General features: G+C 58.4%; 21 protein-coding genes. 9 read left to right on the forward strand and 12 right to left on the reverse strand.

Annotated elements, in window-relative coordinates:
• Positions 1-27: 27 nt before the first annotated feature.
• The 7 genes from ACYQ00_RS13055 to ACYQ00_RS13085 all read right to left on the reverse strand — a co-directional run bounded on the left by ACYQ00_RS13055 (position 28) and on the right by ACYQ00_RS13085 (position 5,778).
• Positions 28-1,911, reverse strand: coding sequence for an AAA family ATPase (locus ACYQ00_RS13055; protein ID WP_460032578.1), 1,884 nt, complete (start codon positions 1,909-1,911; stop codon positions 28-30).
• A complete protein-coding gene (locus ACYQ00_RS13060) occupies positions 1,911-2,405 on the reverse strand; it encodes an ABC-three component system middle component 2 (RefSeq protein WP_460032579.1) in 495 nt (164 codons plus the stop codon). Before ACYQ00_RS13060 ends, ACYQ00_RS13055 begins: the two co-directional genes overlap by 1 nt.
• A complete protein-coding gene (locus ACYQ00_RS13065; RefSeq protein ID WP_460032580.1) occupies positions 2,402-3,508 on the reverse strand; it encodes an ABC-three component system protein in 1,107 nt (368 codons plus the stop codon). The genes ACYQ00_RS13060 and ACYQ00_RS13065 overlap by 4 nt, the downstream gene beginning before the upstream one ends.
• Before the next feature lie 69 nt (positions 3,509-3,577).
• The gene (locus tag ACYQ00_RS13070) at positions 3,578-3,940 is read right to left on the reverse strand and encodes a hypothetical protein (protein ID WP_460032581.1); all 363 of its coding nucleotides are present in this window, start codon (positions 3,938-3,940) and stop codon (positions 3,578-3,580) included.
• Between the two features lie 66 nt (positions 3,941-4,006).
• The gene (locus tag ACYQ00_RS13075) at positions 4,007-4,306 is read right to left on the reverse strand and encodes a hypothetical protein (protein WP_460032582.1); all 300 of its coding nucleotides are present in this window, start codon (positions 4,304-4,306) and stop codon (positions 4,007-4,009) included.
• Positions 4,303-5,118, reverse strand: coding sequence for a hypothetical protein (locus ACYQ00_RS13080; protein WP_460032583.1), 816 nt, complete (start codon positions 5,116-5,118; stop codon positions 4,303-4,305). Before ACYQ00_RS13080 ends, ACYQ00_RS13075 begins: the two co-directional genes overlap by 4 nt.
• 198 nt (positions 5,119-5,316) lie before the next feature.
• The gene (locus ACYQ00_RS13085; RefSeq protein ID WP_460032584.1) at positions 5,317-5,778 is read right to left on the reverse strand and encodes a helix-turn-helix domain-containing protein; all 462 of its coding nucleotides are present in this window, start codon (positions 5,776-5,778) and stop codon (positions 5,317-5,319) included.
• 108 nt (positions 5,779-5,886) lie between these two features.
• On the opposite strand from ACYQ00_RS13085, the gene ACYQ00_RS13090 reads away from it, so the two are divergent.
• The 7 genes from ACYQ00_RS13090 to ACYQ00_RS13120 all read left to right on the forward strand — a co-directional run bounded on the left by ACYQ00_RS13090 (position 5,887) and on the right by ACYQ00_RS13120 (position 9,370).
• On the forward strand, positions 5,887-6,312 hold the full coding sequence (locus tag ACYQ00_RS13090; protein WP_460032585.1) for a hypothetical protein: 426 nt from the start codon (positions 5,887-5,889) through the stop codon (positions 6,310-6,312).
• Between the two features lie 67 nt (positions 6,313-6,379).
• A complete protein-coding gene (locus ACYQ00_RS13095) occupies positions 6,380-6,901 on the forward strand; it encodes a phage regulatory CII family protein (RefSeq protein WP_460032586.1) in 522 nt (173 codons plus the stop codon).
• A complete protein-coding gene (locus ACYQ00_RS13100; RefSeq protein ID WP_460032587.1) occupies positions 6,898-7,491 on the forward strand; it encodes a helix-turn-helix domain-containing protein in 594 nt (197 codons plus the stop codon). The genes ACYQ00_RS13095 and ACYQ00_RS13100 overlap by 4 nt, the downstream gene beginning before the upstream one ends.
• Positions 7,488-8,147: an AAA family ATPase gene (locus tag ACYQ00_RS13105; protein WP_460032588.1), complete on the forward strand. Its 660-nt coding sequence runs from the start codon at positions 7,488-7,490 to the stop codon at positions 8,145-8,147. The genes ACYQ00_RS13100 and ACYQ00_RS13105 overlap by 4 nt, the downstream gene beginning before the upstream one ends.
• 41 nt (positions 8,148-8,188) lie before the next feature.
• Complete coding sequence (locus ACYQ00_RS13110; protein ID WP_460032589.1) at positions 8,189-8,494, forward strand: hypothetical protein; 306 nt, start codon at positions 8,189-8,191, stop codon at positions 8,492-8,494.
• A complete protein-coding gene (locus ACYQ00_RS13115; RefSeq protein WP_460032590.1) occupies positions 8,484-9,095 on the forward strand; it encodes a hypothetical protein in 612 nt (203 codons plus the stop codon). Before ACYQ00_RS13110 ends, ACYQ00_RS13115 begins: the two co-directional genes overlap by 11 nt.
• On the forward strand, positions 9,092-9,370 hold the full coding sequence (locus tag ACYQ00_RS13120; RefSeq protein ID WP_460032591.1) for a hypothetical protein: 279 nt from the start codon (positions 9,092-9,094) through the stop codon (positions 9,368-9,370). The genes ACYQ00_RS13115 and ACYQ00_RS13120 overlap by 4 nt, the downstream gene beginning before the upstream one ends.
• Here the strand turns inward: ACYQ00_RS13120 and ACYQ00_RS13125 are convergent.
• Both ACYQ00_RS13125 and nifA read right to left on the reverse strand, forming a co-directional pair.
• Positions 9,358-10,590, reverse strand: a complete 1,233-nt coding sequence (locus tag ACYQ00_RS13125; protein ID WP_460032592.1) for a tyrosine-type recombinase/integrase — start codon at positions 10,588-10,590, stop codon at positions 9,358-9,360. The genes ACYQ00_RS13120 and ACYQ00_RS13125 overlap by 13 nt on opposite strands.
• Positions 10,591-10,897: 307 nt before the next feature.
• Entirely contained in the window at positions 10,898-12,463 is a 1,566-nt protein-coding gene (gene nifA / locus ACYQ00_RS13130; protein WP_460032593.1) for a nif-specific transcriptional activator NifA, read from the reverse strand.
• 240 nt (positions 12,464-12,703) lie between these two features.
• On the opposite strand from nifA, the gene ACYQ00_RS13135 reads away from it, so the two are divergent.
• Positions 12,704-14,119, forward strand: coding sequence for a DUF4831 family protein (locus tag ACYQ00_RS13135; RefSeq protein ID WP_460032594.1), 1,416 nt, complete (start codon positions 12,704-12,706; stop codon positions 14,117-14,119).
• Positions 14,120-14,203: 84 nt separating this feature from the next.
• Here the strand turns inward: ACYQ00_RS13135 and metK are convergent, their stop codons facing one another.
• Genes metK through panC form a run of 3 tightly spaced genes read right to left on the reverse strand, consistent with a single transcriptional unit; the run spans position 14,204 to position 16,950 of the window.
• Complete coding sequence (metK, locus tag ACYQ00_RS13140) at positions 14,204-15,373, reverse strand: methionine adenosyltransferase (protein WP_460032595.1); 1,170 nt, start codon at positions 15,371-15,373, stop codon at positions 14,204-14,206.
• The gene (locus ACYQ00_RS13145) at positions 15,370-16,071 is read right to left on the reverse strand and encodes a DUF502 domain-containing protein (protein ID WP_460032596.1); all 702 of its coding nucleotides are present in this window, start codon (positions 16,069-16,071) and stop codon (positions 15,370-15,372) included. The genes metK and ACYQ00_RS13145 overlap by 4 nt, the downstream gene beginning before the upstream one ends.
• A 24-nt stretch (positions 16,072-16,095) precedes the next feature.
• Positions 16,096-16,950: a pantoate--beta-alanine ligase gene (gene panC / locus ACYQ00_RS13150; protein WP_460032597.1), complete on the reverse strand. Its 855-nt coding sequence runs from the start codon at positions 16,948-16,950 to the stop codon at positions 16,096-16,098.
• A 338-nt stretch (positions 16,951-17,288) separates the two neighbouring features.
• Between panC and ACYQ00_RS13155 the strand changes: the two genes are divergently transcribed.
• The gene (locus ACYQ00_RS13155) at positions 17,289-17,669 is read left to right on the forward strand and encodes a response regulator (protein WP_460032598.1); all 381 of its coding nucleotides are present in this window, start codon (positions 17,289-17,291) and stop codon (positions 17,667-17,669) included.
• The last annotated feature ends 6 nt before the right edge of the window (positions 17,670-17,675 follow it).

A 17,675-nucleotide genomic window follows, 5' to 3' on the forward strand; every position in this document is an offset into this window, starting at 1 on the left:
TTGGCCAGAAACCAAGTCCAACTTTTTTCACCGCTCACTGGTCCGAAGGACCGGGACCACTTTTGGAGGAAAAAAACCGAAGCGGCCATCATTAGGATTTTTTGTAAAAACGGTTACAGATGCGCTATGCTCAACAAAGCTGGGCGGGTGCTCGTTCTCGATGATAATAATCTGATAGTCTCCTGACATGCCTAACAAATAGCGATAAAATTTGTCCTTCAGATTTGTCCCTCGTAAATCATCGGCCTCTCCTTCTGGCTTCCAATAGGCAAGCAATGGAGAGTCAAGCACGACGAAGCCGGGATGAGGCAAGCTGCGCTTTCGACAAAATTGCATGAGCCCAATTGTAAATGCCGCATGGGTTATTGCACGAAGGCCTCTCCCAGAGCTGCCTCGTGGTTTTCCAGATATCTGAATGTCCTTTTGTGATTCATCGAAGAACACTCGAGACGCATCAGGGTAGTCCCACTCCTCGAGTAGTTGCTGAATCTCTGTTGCAAAATCATCAAGAATATTTTTAGGAATAATTGTTTTTGATTCGTTTGTAGCGCAGTTTTGTTTTTCACAATCACTTTCAAGATCTACACGACGTTGAATCAGCTTGTGCAGTCTGTTGATTTTCTCCAAAGAGGAACGCACAGTAGCTTGTTCACTCATGAGCACATCGTAGGAAGCGCGTTCTTCAAATACTGCCGGTGCAACGATGCTGTGAAGTTGAGATTCTACAGAGTCATAACTTGCCTGAAGGCGGGGGAATGATTTATCCAGAATAAAATACTTTTCACGCAAAGAGGCAAGCGTCGCGGCCAGCTCTGAGCGCAATATTTCAATTTTTTTAATCTCAGCCGCCGCCGCTTGGATGACGGCCTCGGTGTTACCCTCGCATTCCCCATCAAGATGCTGATCTCCAGGAAGTGCACCACACAAGGGGCAAGGCTTAGCCTCAAGATAGACGAAGAGAGTGCCCGACTCATAGATAGCACGCAACCGTTCAAGATCACTCATATAGTGGCGTTCAAGAAGTGAGAAGCGCTCTATGTATTCCTTGAGTTCAAGCAATCTAGCCTTAGTCTCACGCAATTGCGTGGCGGCACTAGCGCGTTCTTCCATTACAAGATTAAACTTCTGTTGGGCTTCCAGGATAGATAATTTGCTTTTCTCCAGAGAAGCCTCTAGGCGCTGCATTTGTTCCTTGAGATCATCTTCATCCTCTCCAGCCTCCTCTAGCTCCGTCTGTAACTCATCTATCAATTGATCAAGGAGTTCTAATTTCCCCCCGTTGTGTTCGTGGCGCGCAGAATCATTGTTCATCGAAACAAGGGCGCTGTCGTCGTTGCCTGTGAGCATGAGCTTAAAGGCCGAATATTCAGAGGTCGATGAGGTTGGGTTCCCTGATAAAACAGGAGAGCCACGCCGTTCTATTCCTTCGTCCGAAACGATGCATAACCGTGCAATATCACGAAAGCTTAAAGTCCGTGTTGTGCCAGATTTATTTTTTCTTAGAATTTTATTGGCTGTGAAGCCGATACGGGTCAGAAGCTGGTAAGAAAGAGTATCGGTGCGAGTGGCGGCATGCTTACAACGCAGTGTGCTTGGTGCTGAATTCTCAATATCGTAAAATAACATTCCATCATAAGCACTAAAATGACCACCCTCGACACTTCTGTCCAATGTTAAAGTAGAATGCCCAGCGCTTTCAACTATCAGGCGGATTCGATCATAACCGCTACGTTCGGGGATGTCAGGCACAGGATCAGTTCGCCCAAGCATGAAATCGATGCTTTCAAGAATGAGGGATTTGCCAGTATCTGAAGCACCACAAATCACATTCAGACTTGGCCCAAACTCGATAGCCGCAGGCTCTCGCCCCGGACCAAAATAGGCTAGATATCTGAGCAGGATGCCACTCATTAAAAAAGGTCCCCTTGAAATCCTAAATCAACCTGCTGAAACTCAATCGTCCAAGTTGAGAAGAGTTGATTCACCAAGTTACTTAGTTCATCTGCATCAAGTGGATTGAATGTCCCCGACACCCATTCTGCGCGACAACGCAGCTCACGTAAATAAGGGGCTGTAATGTTACCGAGAAAGGCGCCAGCAGCCTCTTCTGCTTGATAAAGCACACCTCTTTTACTCAAAACTCGCTTTACTAGAGAACGGCTCATAAAGAGCCTGAGGCCAGATTCTATCAACTCGCGCCGCACTAATAGTTCGCCTGCCCGCAATGGGAGGGGAGGATGGAGGCTTGGCGGTCCGTTGGCGTCGGCTGAGTGCACGACAAGGTAGTCATACTGGACCAACCTGCTGAGATCGTGCGCGGATGGATATGATTCCACCAAAATCGACAGTGTTCGCACACCCGTTTCCAACGCACTATTGAATGGTGAAGGGCGCGGGATGTTCATGGTTTCTTAATCCAATTCAGGCGGCCAACATTCGCCAGTTGATGACAGATTCCTTGCCGGTCAGCCACCCTTGAAATAGCATAAAGCGCGTTGCCTCCAGCTGCGACCTGGCCAGCGGAGTGTACGGTTGCCCGCAAACGGGCAAGCGCGTCGGCATGGTCGTCATCACAAGTGTCTATGACGCCAAAAAAGATATCTTCCTGCAACGATTCGAAGGTCTTCGGGGGGGTTCGGTCCCGTGCGAAGTTCCGTAACGATTCAGCGCTGTAAAACAAAACACGCTGGCGGTCATAATGGCGGCAAAGATGTCCGTCAAGTTGCGCAATAGCTGAAACTGCAACACCAAGGTGATCGCTGTAAGCCTCCAGCAGCTTCATGATATAGACACTTTCGTCGGAAGTGGGCTCTTGCGGAGGGGGGGCGGCTGGGTCTTGCTGAGGAAGACCTCCGCCAAATCTTGGCGCATGAAAAGGAGTCTTCTGATGTGTGGCTATCAAATCAGTCGCGGAGACGTCATCAAAAATCGAAAAATTAAAAGCATCAAAATAGGTCAAAAGCTCATCTGTAAGTGGCGCGACAAGGCCTCTTTGGATTTTGGGCACACAATTTGTGTCCCAGTGTTCTCGGACCTCCTCCTTGAATCGAATCGGATCCTTGAGTAATCGGCCAACTGTTATGCCCACGCCTCGCGGGCAGACAAAAACATGACGTCGTGGCACTCGCTCACTTTGGTTAAATGGCGGTGTGCGCTTAAAGGAATGATAGATAATCTTTGCGACTTCAGGATAGATATCAGCTGGATGGAGAGCGTGGTCATATTGCTTGCACTGAAAGCTGTCCCAAGGAGCGCCGAATCCGTTTTCGGCTGTGAAGGCCACAAGATCTAGACCGAGATCTCCCGCTCCACTGTACTTGTTCACGGCATAATATGTGCCCTCATTTTTATAGAACCAGAGCCACTCATGGATAAATTGTTCCCAATCATCCGCGGAGAGGATGGGCAGCAAACTCACTGGAGGGTATGGAACTCCACACATAATTTGCGCCGCTGTGAGTGTAACATTTTCCACTAGCGGCGTAATATCTTTTAGTACGGAGGTCATAGGGTCTACGAATTGCCTAAGTAAATTTATGCCAAAGTTACGTTAACTACCACTGAAAATTCAATTGCTCTAGTCCTCATCATCAAAGAATGTTGCGAAGCATGTTCCACAGATTTGATTACCCTCAAATTGGCGATCGACTAACGAATTGCAAAATTTCTGAAAATCAGTATCTTTAGTGATTGATTTTGCAGCTTGCAGCTGTAGTGTGCTTTTTTTGCAGCGAGGTATGTTGCCTATCTTCCAAAGTTTATCGTTCGGATAATAGTGTCCATCAAAAACATGTTCATTTTGAACATGTTCGCCCTTGATATTCGCAGGTGCCACCAAGAACACAGCCTTAATCTTTGGATTAATCATTTTATATATTCCTATCTCCTTCTTCAGCTTACGCCCGGAGCCGTTTGGCTCCGTCGGGATCGTAACTACCATAAGCCGTGACCAAGAACCTGCAGCTGGCTGGGATGGTAGGCTGCCCAGTGTATATGGCTAGCTATTCTAATCATCATCCGCAAAAAACGTCGCCATGCAGGAACCACAAACGATGCCATACTTAAACTGAGCATCGACCACCATATGGCAAAATTTTCGTTCATCACTCTCGGCAATTTCGGGTTCTGGAGAAAGTGTGTGGCAGCGCATTTTCCCACAGTGGGAGCGATTGGGTTTAATCGTCCAAGACCTGGTAAATGGATTATAGGTGCCTTTAAAAACATGCGCATTTCTGACATCTTCTCCATGAATATCCTGTGGAGCCACCAGCAAAAAGCCTTCGCCGTGTTTCAACTTAAGTATCACTTCACCACCAATCCTTCTTCAATGTGCGCCCGGAGGCGTTTGGCTTCAGCGTGGTTGTTTCTGCCGTAGGCCATGCCCAGGGACCAGAGGTCGGCTGGGGTGGTTTTCAGGAGCAAGGGGGCGTCCAGCTGTGGGGTGACCTGGGCGTCAAGGGCCTTGCGCTTGGCTTCCCAGGCCGCGCCAGGGTTGCGGCTGCCGCAGCCGTAGATGCACCCCCTGAAGGTGGATGTATTGCGGAAGCTGTCCAGCTCCTGGAGCAGCGCTTTGACGGCGCTGCGCAGGCGGTCTGCGGTCATCGGCGTCTCTGTCACAATTGGCGCAGTTGCCGCATTGGCCACTTTTTCCGCAGGCGCAGCACGTTCCGGATCGGCGCCGGCCTTGCTCAGGAAAAAGGGGTAGGTTTTCTGGCTGTCCTTGAGACAGAAGAGGACCGCTTCTTTGACGGTCATGCGAGAGTCGAACACCCCGGTCTCGGCAAATGTGGTGACGCAGTCGGCCGCGGCCTGGGTGGCGGTTCTGAGGGCGTCGGGGCTCTGGGCTCGAAGCTGTGCGGGATCTGTGGTGGCGGCAACGAAATCGGCCGCGGTGGCCAGCTGATTCTGCCCAGTGGCCTTGAGCCAGCCGCTCACGGTGGCACTATGCAGGGTGCCGCCTTCATACCAATTGGCCGCGATGGCGGGGCTGGTAAGAAGCACGACGGCGAGCAAGGCCAGCATTAAGGCCGGCAGCAGGGCCAGACCTGGAGCCAAGCTTGGGGGCAGGCTTGGGGCCAGGCTTGGGGCCAATCGCGGGGCAAATCGCGTGTGGTGCATGGGTCCCTCAGTACAGCGGTTTGCGGCGCTTGCGCCATTCCCTGGGCGGGTTCGAGGCCTCCTGTTGCCTCGCCTCCCTGCGCCTGCGTCCGGCGGGCACGTACGCGTGCTTTTTACCGGGAGACGCCGTGTCAGGCTGTCCCGCCGCACAGGCCATCCTCCCCATCCTCCCCAGCCGCCCCAGCCACCGTCTTCATCTCACAAACTCTCACTGCCGTGGGGCGGCAAGGGGGCAGCAGTGGGGGCGGTGCGGGCAGTCACGCAGTGTTCTCCCCTGGTGGCGCGCCCCTCGGCCTGGGCTTTCTCCTTGTAGAGCGTGAGCAGTTCTGCCCGCGCGTCCAGCAGCTCCTGCTGCAGCTCCATGACCCGTTGTTCCAGTTCGCGCACCCGTTGGGGATCATCCTGCGGCTCCTCAGCCCCCCCCTTGCGAAACATCTCCCCCTCTTCGAGCAACAGCCAGTTAAGATTGATATTTAACTCTGCTGCCCATCGCGCCAGCGTCTCCTGTGATGGCGCGCTAATCCCCTTCAGGTATTGGGACAAAGAAGAAGGACTGATGTTGCCAATTCGCGCAGCATCCTTTTTGTTAATCTGCAAGCTGTCTATAATAGCCTGCAATCTAACATGAAAATGTAATATTTTTGAGTCTGCCAAGTTCATGTTAAGAATTTCGGTTGCAAGATTTAGTTTTTCGGCATATCAAGCCTAAAAAGTGATGGAAAACTTAACTCTGTCCACCATGACCCCAACTCGTATCCGAGGGCAGCTATGGAAACCGCTTATAGCCGTAACCGATTCCCGACAGGACCACAAGCAGGGGAGGATATTTCCGCCCGGCTGCGGCGGCTGCGGGTCTGGCAGCTGGAGCACGGGGTCACCTGGGCGGACATGGGCCGGCAGATGACCGGCGTCACGGGCCGGCCCGTGAGCGGATCGGCTGTGTATCAGGCCGTTTCCCGCGTCCGGATGCCCATTGCCAACTGGCAGGCCCTGCGGGAGGCGTACCCCTCCCTGCCGAAGGAGCTGCTGCCCGTTCCCGAGGATGTGCCGCTGGGGCGTCCCCCCAAAAGCGCCACCCCTCCTGCTGCCCCCTCTGCCGCCACGGCTTCGCCTTCTCCGACGGCTCCGCCTTCTCCAAAAGCTTTGCCTTCTCCAAAGACTTCGTCTCCCCCGTCCTCCCCTCCGGAGGCCTAGGGTTCCACCCATCCAGCACAGCACAGTTTATCCGCATTGCCCACGCAATTTCAGGAGGCGCAATCGCATGTCCGGGAATTTCGCATCCATTTCCTACCCGTCCATAACCGCGGTGGTGCATCAGGCGGTGCTGCGCGCGCCGTCGGGGCTGGACGCCCGGATCATCGCCGAAGTGGCCGGATACCGGCATTACAACACCATGATGAGCGAGCTCTCCCGGCAGCAGGGGCACAAGCTCGGGGCGGACATGCTCCTGCCGCTCATGGACGCGGCGCAGTCCAACGCGCCCCTGGAGTTCCTGGCCCGCCAGCGCGGCGGGGTGTTTCTGCCCCTGCCCGAACCGGCCTGCGGAGGCGGTGAGCTGCTGCAAAGCCTGTCCCGCAGCATCAAGGAATTTGGCGAATTTGCGGCAGAAGCGGCCACGGACATTGCCGATGGCGACCTGCCCCGCACCCAGCTGGACCGCATCCTCAAGGAGGGTCAGGAGGCCGTGGAGGCCATCATGGCCATGATGCGCCTGGCCCGGACCACCCATGAGGCCCAATACGGCTCCTCTGGCCGTTCCGGGCACTTGGGGAGCGGGGCATGAGACGCCCAGATCACGCAGATCAAGCGGATCACGCGGATCACCCGGATCACCCAGATCACGCGGATCACCCGGCCCGTCCGGCCCGTCCGGACCTCGCCCCCGCCGCCAAGCCCGCAGTGACCCCGTGCGGGTTTGCCGCGGCCTACCAGCGGTTGCTGCAGGTCTTTGGCGTCACCACCCAGGCCCGGCTGGCGGCCTGCCTGGGCATCCGGCAGGCCAGCGTTTCCGATGCCCTGCGGCGCGGGCGCATCCCCGACGGCTGGCTGCTGGCCGCCCTGACGCACAAGGCCGTGAACCCCCTCTGGGTGCTCACAGGCCAGGGCTGCCAGCATCTGCACCCTGCCGACGGCGCGCCGTACCTCGTGCCCCTGGGGGCGGATCTGCAGCACGCGCCCATGGACGCCCTGCTGGCCGAGGTGCTGGAGCGGCTGCCCGGCTGCGTCGTGACCATTACCAGGAGCGCCAGCACCATGGGCAGCACCATGGGCAGCACCATGGGCAGCACCATGGGCAGCACCATAGGCAGCACCATGGACAGCACCACACAGCATCTCAACACAAGCCAGACCTTGGAAAGGAGTCCTGCATGAAACGCCAGATGATTTTCGTCCTTGGCCTGCCCGGTGCGGGCAAGAGCCGGTATGTGGAGCAGCATTTTGCCAACCGGGGCGGGGTGAGCGTGATCTGCTTTGACCTGCTGCGCCGGGCCATGGGGCACGAGTACCACCGCAGCGTGGAGCCGGCCGTGGAGTTCCTGGCCTGCACCATGGCCCGCGTGGGGCTCTCCATGGGGCACACCGTGGTGCTGGACGAGAGCATCACCGACCCGTCCCTGGCCGCCGCGCTGGTGGACATCGCCCGTGAACACGAGGCCGGCGTGGCCATGGTCTACCTGGATACGCCGGTGCAGCAGTGCCGGGACCGCCGCGTGCCCCATGGCTTTCCCGAGGCAGACTTCGACCGCAAGGTGGCCGCCTGGGGCGCCCACGGCCGCACCATCCTGCGCCTGGCAGACACCCTGGCCACCATTCGCCCGCTGGCGGGAACGGTGGGAGGAGTGGGGGAAGTGGAGGAAAGGGAGGAAGTGGAATCGGGGGAACTGAGTTCCCCCGAACCCCCTCCAGTTGTGTTGGCAAGCGTGCCGGGCGGGAAGGTGTTCTCACAGGTTTGTTCTTCCCCTCCCTCTTCCCCTTCGTTTTCCTCCTCCTCTTCCTCTCCCTCTTCCTTTGGCGGGGAGGCGTTGTGAGGCGGCAGCTTGGGCCGCCCATTATGCAGGCGCCGCTGGCCGTGCCGGCGCCGTGGGACCGGGCCCGGCCCGGGGACGTGGTGGCCGTGCGCCTGGAGCCAGGACGCTACGCCCGGACCACCCTGGCCCGAGCGGCGCTGGTGGTGGACGGCCGCCTGTGCGTGAAGCCGGCGGGCTACCCCTGGACGCCGCTGGGCGACTGCGTCCTGGACGGAGTGCCAGGGCCGGCCTTGGGAGAGGAGGAAGCACAGGAACAACGAACGGGGGAACTGAGTTCCCCCGCGCCCCCTCCAGTGGGGGGGGCGGCAGGCGAGAGCGAAGCAAAGGAGGTGCAGAATGGGTGCTGAATACAGTGGCGAGGCGCATTTTTGCGTGCACTCCGTGACCGCCCGGCGGCAGCGGGCCTGCAACGAGTGTGGCCGGTCCATCGCCGTGGGGGAGGCCTACCAGCTCATGACCTCACGGGACGCGGTCTCCGGGCCGTGGGTCTGGCGCGTCTGCGCGGACTGCCTGTCCCTGGACCGGGCCTTTGACGGCGTGGTCACGGGCAATGCCGGGCAGATGCGTCAGGAGATCGCCACGGCGCTGCAGGCGCTGCTGGCCACCCTGACCCCGCCGGCAAGGGCCTGGGTGTTGCAGCAGGTCTGCGCCTCTGGAACAGCGCCGATGTCCGCGCAAGCCATACCTGCCCCAGAATCCCAACTTCCCAAACTTCCTCAACTATCCCAACTTCCCCAATTCGGGGGGTCTGGGGGGACAGTGTTCCCCCAGTCCTTTTCTCCTTCCTTGCCCTCTTCTCCTCTCCCCCCGCGTCGCAGGCCGCAGCAGGGGTTCAAACGCAAGATCGCCCGGCTGGAGGCGGAAAAGGCCGGACTGCAGGTGGCGCTGGCAGAGGCGGAGCGGCGGTGTGCCGTACTGGAATCCAACAAGACAGCAGAGGTGGAATGAGCATGCATCGGGAACTGACCGCAGAGGAACGCGAGTTTGTGGACACGTTGACGGCCAAGCTGCCGCCGGTGATTTCGCGCCATGAGGCGCCCAAATTCCTGGGCGGGCTGGTGGCGGCCAAGACCCTGGCCAATGCCGACGCGGCCGGGAACGGGCCGGCAGTGGCGTACCGCGTGGGTCGGGCTGTGGCCTATCGCACGGACGCGCTGGCCATGTGGCTGGTGGTGCGGCTGGGGGTGCAGCGCATCGGGGCGTCCCTGGATCAACTGTTGTAGGCAACGGCGGAAGGAGGCTTGAGATTATGCACGGCATCCCGTGTGGCGTCCGGCAGCAGGTGCGCGTAGCGCATGGTCATGGCAATGTTCTTGTGCCGCATCAGGGTCTTGATGCGGTAAATGTCCGTGCCGGCCAGGGCCAGCCAGCTGGCAAAGGTGTGGCGAAGGCTGTGAAAGACGATGCGGCGGGCGCGGTCCTTGGGGTCCAGCCCGGCGTTCAGGCCAAGGGACTCGGCAAGGTCGTGAAAATCGTTGGTCAGATTCTCCCGCAGCCCGTCCCCGTAGCTGGGCGGGAAGACCAGGAGCGAACCGGCCTGATGCCGGTCCAGGCGCGCCTGGAAGATGGCCGTGGCGGCCTGATTCAGGGGGATTTTGCCGCCGGGCTTGCGGCGGTCCTCCTCGCGCACGGTGAGGATGCCGTGGGCCAGGTCCACATCGGGCCAGAGCAGGCGGCGCAGCTCGCCCAGGCGCAGGCCGGTGTTCAGGGAAAGGACAATGGCGTCGTGCAGGTCCGGGCTGCGGCGGTGCCGGGCGCCCTCGATGAGCCGGGCGGCTTCTTCGGCCGTGAGAAAGCGCTCGCGGTCGTTGCGGACGGTGGGCAGCTTGACGCCCTGGGCCGGGTTGGGCCCGTCAAAGAGGGGGCGGCCGTCCAGGGTCAGCTCGCGGGCGACGTTGAAGGCGTTGCGGACAATGCCGTAGTATTGCTTGACCGTGGCCGGAGCGGCGCCGCTTTCGACCAGATCGTCAACAAGGGCCTGGAGGTGGTCTTTGGTGACGGCGGTCAGGGGCAGGAGGCCCAGGGCCGGGACGATGTGCTTGGCGATGCGCTGGGCGTCCGTGCGCCAGCTGCGCTTGGTCTTCCTGGCGTGGGGGAGGTAGTGCTGCTCCAGGAACGCGCCCAGGGTGAGGCCGGCCAGGGCGTCCTGCCGGGCGGCTTCCTGGGCGGCCTTGCGCCGGGCGTCAGCTTCGGCGCGCATCTCCGCCACCGAGGCCGGCCCGCTGCCCACGCGCTGGCCCGTGCGGACCTGGGAGCGCACATGGTGCGCCTTCTCCGCCGTCCAGCCCTCGGAGGCCCATCCCAGGGCTTCTTCCACGCCCACGCCGTCCTTGCGGTAACGGATGGAAAAGTAGCGGTCCGGCTGGCCGTTCTTCATCTTCCGGGTAGGGTGCTCATAGTAGCGCACGCCAGGGAACGGGGTTTTGATTTTCTGCTGTCCCATACCCCCACCATGCCCCCACGAATGGGGGGCGTCAAGGGCTTCCGTGGGGGAAAGCCAACGCTGCAATACCTTGCAAATACTACCAAGAGTAGCTCAAAGGAAGGCAAGAAACGGATTCAGGGTCTAGTGGTCGCAAGGCCGTGGGAGTTCGACTCTCCCCTTCGGCACCACCTCAGGTCGCTCCAGCGCTCTCGCCCTGAACGAGAGCGCTTTTTTGTTGCCTTCGGGCCGCCTTCACCCGCAGCAATACAAAAAAACCGCTCCAAGAGGAACGGTTACGCAATTACTCTCCGGGTTGCGTGTTGCGCTACTCCCGCCCGATCCCATACTTTTTCATCCGATAGCCCATTTGCCGCGGGGTGATGCCCAGTTCTTGCGCGGCGCGGGTCTGGTTCCAGCGAGTGCGCTCCAAGGCGGCCAGGAGCTGGTCGCGCTCCATGCTTTCCAGGGACTTGAGCTGGGTGCCGTAGATGTTGGGCGTCAGGGGCGGCTCGGCGCTTGTGGCCGGCAGGCCGGCGACGGGCGCGGGGCGGGCGATGGGCGTGGCGGCAGCGGGCAGGGGGATATCCTTGCAGTGGATGGTCCCGCCCTCAACCATAATAGCCAGTCGTTCCATCAGGTTCTCCATCTCCCGCACGTTGCCCGGCCAGTCGTAGCCCATCATGGCGTCCAGGGCGTCGGGGGAGAGGTAGAGCCGGCGGTGGTACTCCTTGGCCAGCTTGTCCAGGAAGTGATTGATCAGGGCCGGGATATCTTCCTTGCGCTCGCGCAGGGGGGGCACGGTGATGGGGAAGACATTGAGCCGGTAATACAAATCTTCCCGGAAATGGCCCTGTTGCACCGCCTGTTCCAGGTGTTTATTGGTGGCGGCCACGATGCGCACGTCCACCTTGCGGGTTTTGGTCGACCCCAGGCGCTCAAACTCGCGCTCCTGAAGAAATCGTAAAAGTTTCAGCTGGATGTTTGAGGAAATCTCCCCGATTTCATCCAGAAACACCGTCCCCTTGTCCGCCTCTTCGAACCGGCCGATCTTGGTTTCCGTGGCCCCGGTGAAGGCGCCTCTCTCGTGCCCGAACAGCTCGGATTCCAGGAGATTTTCCGGCAGGGAGGCGCAGTTGACCTTGGTGAAGGTGAACCGGGCGCGGTCGGAGAGTTCGTGGATCATGCGGGCCGTCAGGCTCTTGCCTGTGCCGGATTCGCCAAGGAGCAACACCGTGGCTTTGGTGGGGGCGACCTTCTCGATGAGCTGTTGCACGCGGCCCATGGGCGCACTTTTGCCAACGATGAAAAAGCGGTGGTAATTTTTGGAGAGCTTGGCTCGCAGGCTGAGGTTCTCGCGGCGCAGGTCTTCTTCTCTGGCGCGGACCTGGCGATGGATGCTGACCAGCTGGGCGATGAGGGTGGCCACGATGGTCAGGAAGCGCACGTCCTCTTCAAAGGAGACGTGTTCTTCGAAGAGCCGGTCTACGGAGAGCACGCCCACGCAGGCATTCTGCAGCACGATGGGCACGCCGATGAAGCTGAGCGCATCCTTGGTGAGGCGGCGGGACTGGGTTTTATCCAGGAAAAGCGGTTCCTTGTGCACATCGGGCACCACGAAGGGCTGGGCCGTGCGGAAGATGCGGCCGGTGACGCCCTCATCCAGCCGGTAGACCCCGCGGGCGACCTCCTCCTCGGACAAGCCGTACGCCGCGGCGATGACAAGGGCGCCGGTGTCGTCATCCTGCAAGGTGACGGTGGCCCGGTGCATGGACAAGGTCTCTCCCAGCACGGCCAGAATGGCCTTGAGAGTCTGATCAAGGTCCAGGGTCTGCCCGATGCTGCGGCTGATGTCGTACAGGACTTTCAGTTCAAGGTCGGCGACGAGTGTCATGGCCGGAATATAGTCATTGTCCGCAAAAATGTAAAATATCCCGGCGGTGGCATCGAACTATGCAGGAAATAACCTTCAAATGGGACTAATATACCAGCTGCACTATGTTGATGGAAAAATTTGGTTCAATGGCAGTGTATTATCAAACTTTAGATAAATAGTGCTTGACTGTGTGTACGTATCGTGCATGGTGGCTGCAACTAACCACTTTCTCGGGGGAGCGTCATGCGAGCGATCAGGATGTCGATTTTGCTGGCTGTGGCGGTGGTGGTGAGCGCCTGCTCGGCGAAACATACCGTAGTGAAACTGGAACCCGGCAACGGTCCGCCCGCGGACGGGGTGGCGTATGTGCTGCCGAAGAATCTGATCAAGGTGGAAGTGCCGGTGGTGGTTTCCACGGCCAATGGATTTTGTGTCACAAATCCAGATACATACAAGATAGCGGGCGAGCTCGTTCTCCTTGGGGTTAAGCTTGTCTCTTGCAAGGAGCTCAAGGAAAAGGGGCAGCGGGTCTCGTTCGGCACCCCAAAACTCTCCCTGGAGACTCAGCCAGATAACAACCACTGGTACGCCATTAAGCTCCCCAAAAGTCGAACCCAGGACGTCTCCGTAGACATTACGCTGAATGCGATGGGTGTGTTGACCAAAGCCGATGCTGCTGTGGCGGACAAAAAACTGGAAACCGCCGTGCAGGTCATAAAGGTTGCAGCGGGCATAGCAGGAACCGTGCTCATGGGCGGTGCCAACACTCTGTTGAGTAATAAAGCCATCGCCACGGAACCCAAACCGATGAGTCAAGATTTTGGCTCATTATTGAGAGAAGATAAGTCCGTTAGCTCGAGTGCCATAACTGTGCTCCTCAATCTATTGAAGGACTACAGCGATAAATTGGATGCACTGAACACGGAAAAATTCAACCGGGCCTCGGCAGACACCTTGAAATTCCAACAGCAAAACATTGAGTCACGAATCAGTAAAATCAGAGAGCTCCTGTCCGGCTACGGCAAGAACGAGATGGTAGTGACCTTGTACGTCGATCCTGAGGATTCGGTGCAAAGTTATCCATTGATGCACGTGGTGGAACAACAGGGCAATCAAACCTTGGCTGTTGCGCTGAAACAACAGGAGAGAGTGCCACCGGCTTTGTCAAAAATGATCTCCTTCGTAAAAGATCCAGGGCCGCCAGCCGGAACGATTGCCTCGCTCGCACTTGAGGTGACGCCTTCGAAAGTACCCTTTGCGAAGGTGGAAGATGTCGCATTAATGAAAGGGTATAGGTATCGCATCCCGGGGTGGGCTGAGCTCAACGTCAAGTACAACAAGGATATCTTGGCCAACACCAAAATGCAGATTGCACAATTTGGGATGGTCGCGTCGCTCCCAGAAGATTTCAAGAGCTCCGATACCACATTGTTAATGGAACTCTATGAGCAAACCGGCGCCATTCAAAAGGTGAAAGTCGGAACCAAGGCCACCATGCTGGAACAGACCAAGGCCGTGGGCGAGGCTGCGAGTTCGATCGGGGAGGCCATTTCCACCATCAAAGCCAGTTCCAGTGAGGCAGCCAAGCTCAAGGAAGAGGTGGAGCAACTGGAGTACCTGAAGAAAAAACTCGAGTTGCAAGAGGAGCTGAATTCCCTGTTGCAAAAGCAGTAGCGCGAAGCATTAATAGCGTCACAAAAAAACGCCGGCCCGGGATTGCTCCCTGGCCGGCGTTGTGCATACAGCAAGTTGCCGAAACTAGACTTTGGCGGCAGTCTTCAGGTCGGCCACGGCGTCGGTCTTTTCCCAGGTGAAGGCCACGTCCTCACGGCCAAAGTGGCCGTAGCAGGCGCTGTCCTTGTACACGGGGCGCAGCAGGTCCAGGCGCTTGGTGATGTGGAAGGGCCGCATGTCGAAGACTTCGCGCACGGCCTTGGTCAGCAGCTCGTCGGGCAGGTCGCTGGAGCCCATGGAGGTGACCAGCACGGAGATGGGGTCAGCCACGCCGATGACGTAGGCAATCTGCACTTCGCAGCGCGGGGCCAGGCCGGCGGCCACAACGTTCTTGGCAATGTAGCGGGCCATGTACGCGCCGGAGCGGTCCACCTTGGAGGGATCCTTGCCGGAGAAGGCGCCGCCGCCATGGTTGCCCATGCCGCCGTAGGTGTCCTGGATGATCTTGCGGCCGGTCAGCCCGCAGTCGCCCATGGGGCCGCCGATGACGAAGCGGCCGGTGGTGTTGATGAAGATGCGGGTGTTCTTGTCGATATATTCGGCAGGCAGCGTCTTCAGGATAACCTCGGCCTTCACGGCGTCGCAGAGATCCTGGTAGCCCACGTTGGGGCTGTGCTGCGTGGCGATGACCACGGTGTCGATGCGGGCAGGCTTGCCGTCCACGTATTCGAAGCACACTTCGGTCTTGCCGTCAGGGCGCAGGAAATCGAGGATGCCTTCCTTGCGCACAAAAGTCAGGCGGCGGGCCAGCTTGTGAGCCCAGAAGATGGGGGCGGGCATGAGGGTGGGGGTTTCATCGCAGGCAAAGCCGAACATCATGCCCTGGTCGCCGGCGCCCTGGTTTTCGGGGTCGTCACGGTCCACGCCCTGGGCGATGTCCACAGACTGCTTGCCCACGGAGGAAATCACGCCGCAGGTTTCCCAGTCAAAGCCCATGTCCGAGGAATTATAGCCGATTTCCTTGATGGTATTGCGCACGGTCTGGGCAAAGTCGCAGTAGCCGGAGGTGGTGATTTCGCCGGCGATGAAGGCCAGGCCAGTGGTCACCAGGGTTTCGCAAGCCACGCGGGAGTGCTTGTCCTGGGCGAGCAGCGTGTCCAGGATGGCGTCGGAAATCTGGTCGGCAACCTTGTCAGGGTGCCCTTCGGTCACGGACTCGGACGTAAAGAAATATTTGCCTTTAACGGGAATCATGCCTGTTCCTCCATGGACGGCCCGGCGGCAGGGGCGCCTGCCGGGCGTGCAGTTGCTTTGGCGTAAGATTCCGGGACGAGGATCCCCCCGGACATAATCAGTTTCATGGAATCTTCCACGCTCATTTCAAGCGGGATCACATCGGTTTCCGGCACCAGCAGATAGAATCCGGACGTCGGGTTCGGTGTGGTGGGTAAAAACAGGTTGATGACGCGATGGTTGGTCTTGTCCTGCACCTCGCCCTCGGCCACACCTGTGACAAAAGCCATGGCCCAGATGCCCTTGCGGGGGTATTCAATGAGCACCACCCGCTTGAACTCCTTGCCTGCTGACAGGAACAAGGTGTCCACCATCTGCTTGATCCAGCCATACACCTTGCTGACAAACGGGATGTAGCGCATCAGCCGTTCGCCAATCTCCACCAGTTTGCGACCCAGAAAATTGCGCACGAACATGCCGGTGACAAAGAGAATCAGCACCACCAGCAACAACCCAAGGCCGGGAATGCGCACAGAGAGGTAGTTTTCAGGACGGTACTGGGGGGGCAGCAACAGCAGGGACATGTCCACCCAGGTGATCAGCAGATTGATCAGAAACAACGTGGCCACAATGGGGAGCAGGAACAACAGGCCGGCCAGTATGTTGGCGCGGAAGACGTTCTTGGTCTCCAGGATTTGGCGGCGAAAGAAGTTTTGCACGGCGGGTGATGTCACAAAAATGCGTTAAGGGTGAGGATGCAGGACAAGGTTGTCGATAAGACGAGCCTTGCCGAGCCGCCACGCCACCGCGGCAAGGGTGGGGCCTTCAAGGCGGGCCACTGGAGCAAGCGTCTCAGGATGAACAAGGGATATGTAGTCCTCTGAACCAATCGCAAGATTTTCCGCATACCACGCTCGTAACAGCATTGCAAGAGAGGCGGCGTCACGCTCGCCAGTGTCCAGCCAGTGCTGGAGTTGGCGAAGCCCGGCCTGCAGCTGCGGCGCGCGGCGGCGTTCCTCCTCGGTGAGGTATTTGTTGCGGGAGCTCATGGCCAGTCCGTCTGACTCCCGAACAATGGGCCGGCCTTCAATGTGCACGTCAAAATTCAGGTCGCGCACCATGCGCCGGATGATGGCCAGCTGCTGCCAGTCCTTTTCGCCAAAGACGGCCACGTGCGGCTGCACCATGTTGAACAGTTTGGCCACAATGGTGCAAACCCCACGAAAATGTACCGGCCGGGTAGCCCCGCAAAGGGGGGCCGCAAGTTCCGGAACCTCGATCCAGGTGCCGTGATCTGGCGCATAGACTGATTCTGGTGTGGGGCAGAACAGCGCATCCACCCCGGCGGCAGCGGCAATGCGGGTGTCGCGTTCAACATCCCGCGGATACGCAGATAAATCCTCATTCGGACCAAATTGGGTCGGATTCACGAACAGACTGCAAACCACAATATCCGCATGCGCTCTGGCCCAATGCATCAGGGATTCATGGCCGGCATGAAAAAAGCCCATGGTGGGGACCAGGGCGATGGTTTGCTGTTGCATGCGTTGCGCGGTGCAGAATTGATGTACTGCATCCGGCAAAGTGAAAATTTCCACAATGCATCTCCACAGTTTAATGTATGGGCTGTACAATTGCCAAATTGGTCATATACAATATGGACAAGACATGTCCACCGTTTGCACCAAAGTGAAGGCCGGAAGAGTGCCGGCCTCCGGGAAGACAGCGGACACGTGATGCTGAGGTAGTTCTTGCAGTGTCCCCCCCCCGGTGATATGAAAATACCACGATGCTGACCTTGTGTCATGCCGCTTGCGGCCACACTCCTGCCTGGGTGCCGGTGGCGCCTTCCTTGCTCCCCCAGGGGGCGGAGGGAGAGGCATGTGAAAAGACAAAAGGGCCTGTAAAAGAACGCCAAATTTCCAAGGCGAGTACCATGCTACGAATCCTCGTCGTGGAGGACGAACCCGTTAACCAGCTGTTTCTCAGAAGACTGCTGGAGAAGATGGGCCATTCGCCGTGCCTGGCCGGCGATGCGGCCGAAGCGTTTCGGCATCTTGAGGAAGAACGTTTCGACCTCATTCTCATGGATATTCAACTGCCTGATATGAATGGACTTGAGGCCACCAGACTCATTCGCCTCAAGCCGCCTGCCCGGCAGAATCCGGATATCCCCATCGTGGCTGTCACGGCATTTGCGTTGGAAGTGAATCGGGATCAGGCCCTGGCCGCGGGCATGGACGACCATCTGGCCAAGCCGGTGGAGATTGCCGCACTGGAACGCATCATCAACCGGGTTTGCCTGCGGGGCGATTAGTTTCAC

The organism is Megalodesulfovibrio paquesii (genome assembly GCF_054653055.1).

Excerpts from the sequence above, each read along its gene's own strand:
- ACYQ00_RS13155 (WP_460032598.1), top strand. The coding sequence starts at position 17,289 with ATGCTACGAATCCTCGTCGTGGAGGACGAACCCGTTAACCAGCTGTTT.
- metK (WP_460032595.1), bottom strand. The coding sequence starts at position 15,373 with ATGATTCCCGTTAAAGGCAAATATTTCTTTACGTCCGAGTCCGTGACC.
- ACYQ00_RS13095 (WP_460032586.1), top strand. The coding sequence starts at position 6,380 with ATGTCCGGGAATTTCGCATCCATTTCCTACCCGTCCATAACCGCGGTG.
- ACYQ00_RS13105 (WP_460032588.1), top strand. The coding sequence starts at position 7,488 with ATGAAACGCCAGATGATTTTCGTCCTTGGCCTGCCCGGTGCGGGCAAG.
- nifA (WP_460032593.1), bottom strand. The coding sequence starts at position 12,463 with ATGACACTCGTCGCCGACCTTGAACTGAAAGTCCTGTACGACATCAGC.
- ACYQ00_RS13115 (WP_460032590.1), top strand. The coding sequence starts at position 8,484 with ATGGGTGCTGAATACAGTGGCGAGGCGCATTTTTGCGTGCACTCCGTG.
- ACYQ00_RS13100 (WP_460032587.1), top strand. The coding sequence starts at position 6,898 with ATGAGACGCCCAGATCACGCAGATCAAGCGGATCACGCGGATCACCCG.
- ACYQ00_RS13080 (WP_460032583.1), bottom strand. The coding sequence starts at position 5,118 with ATGCACCACACGCGATTTGCCCCGCGATTGGCCCCAAGCCTGGCCCCA.
- ACYQ00_RS13055 (WP_460032578.1), bottom strand. The coding sequence starts at position 1,911 with ATGAGTGGCATCCTGCTCAGATATCTAGCCTATTTTGGTCCGGGGCGA.
- ACYQ00_RS13065 (WP_460032580.1), bottom strand. The coding sequence starts at position 3,508 with ATGACCTCCGTACTAAAAGATATTACGCCGCTAGTGGAAAATGTTACA.
- ACYQ00_RS13060 (WP_460032579.1), bottom strand. The coding sequence starts at position 2,405 with ATGAACATCCCGCGCCCTTCACCATTCAATAGTGCGTTGGAAACGGGT.
- ACYQ00_RS13085 (WP_460032584.1), bottom strand. The coding sequence starts at position 5,778 with ATGAACTTGGCAGACTCAAAAATATTACATTTTCATGTTAGATTGCAG.
- ACYQ00_RS13135 (WP_460032594.1), top strand. The coding sequence starts at position 12,704 with ATGTCGATTTTGCTGGCTGTGGCGGTGGTGGTGAGCGCCTGCTCGGCG.
- ACYQ00_RS13090 (WP_460032585.1), top strand. The coding sequence starts at position 5,887 with ATGGAAACCGCTTATAGCCGTAACCGATTCCCGACAGGACCACAAGCA.
- ACYQ00_RS13070 (WP_460032581.1), bottom strand. The coding sequence starts at position 3,940 with ATGGTAGTTACGATCCCGACGGAGCCAAACGGCTCCGGGCGTAAGCTG.
- ACYQ00_RS13125 (WP_460032592.1), bottom strand. The coding sequence starts at position 10,590 with ATGGGACAGCAGAAAATCAAAACCCCGTTCCCTGGCGTGCGCTACTAT.
- ACYQ00_RS13120 (WP_460032591.1), top strand. The coding sequence starts at position 9,092 with ATGAGCATGCATCGGGAACTGACCGCAGAGGAACGCGAGTTTGTGGAC.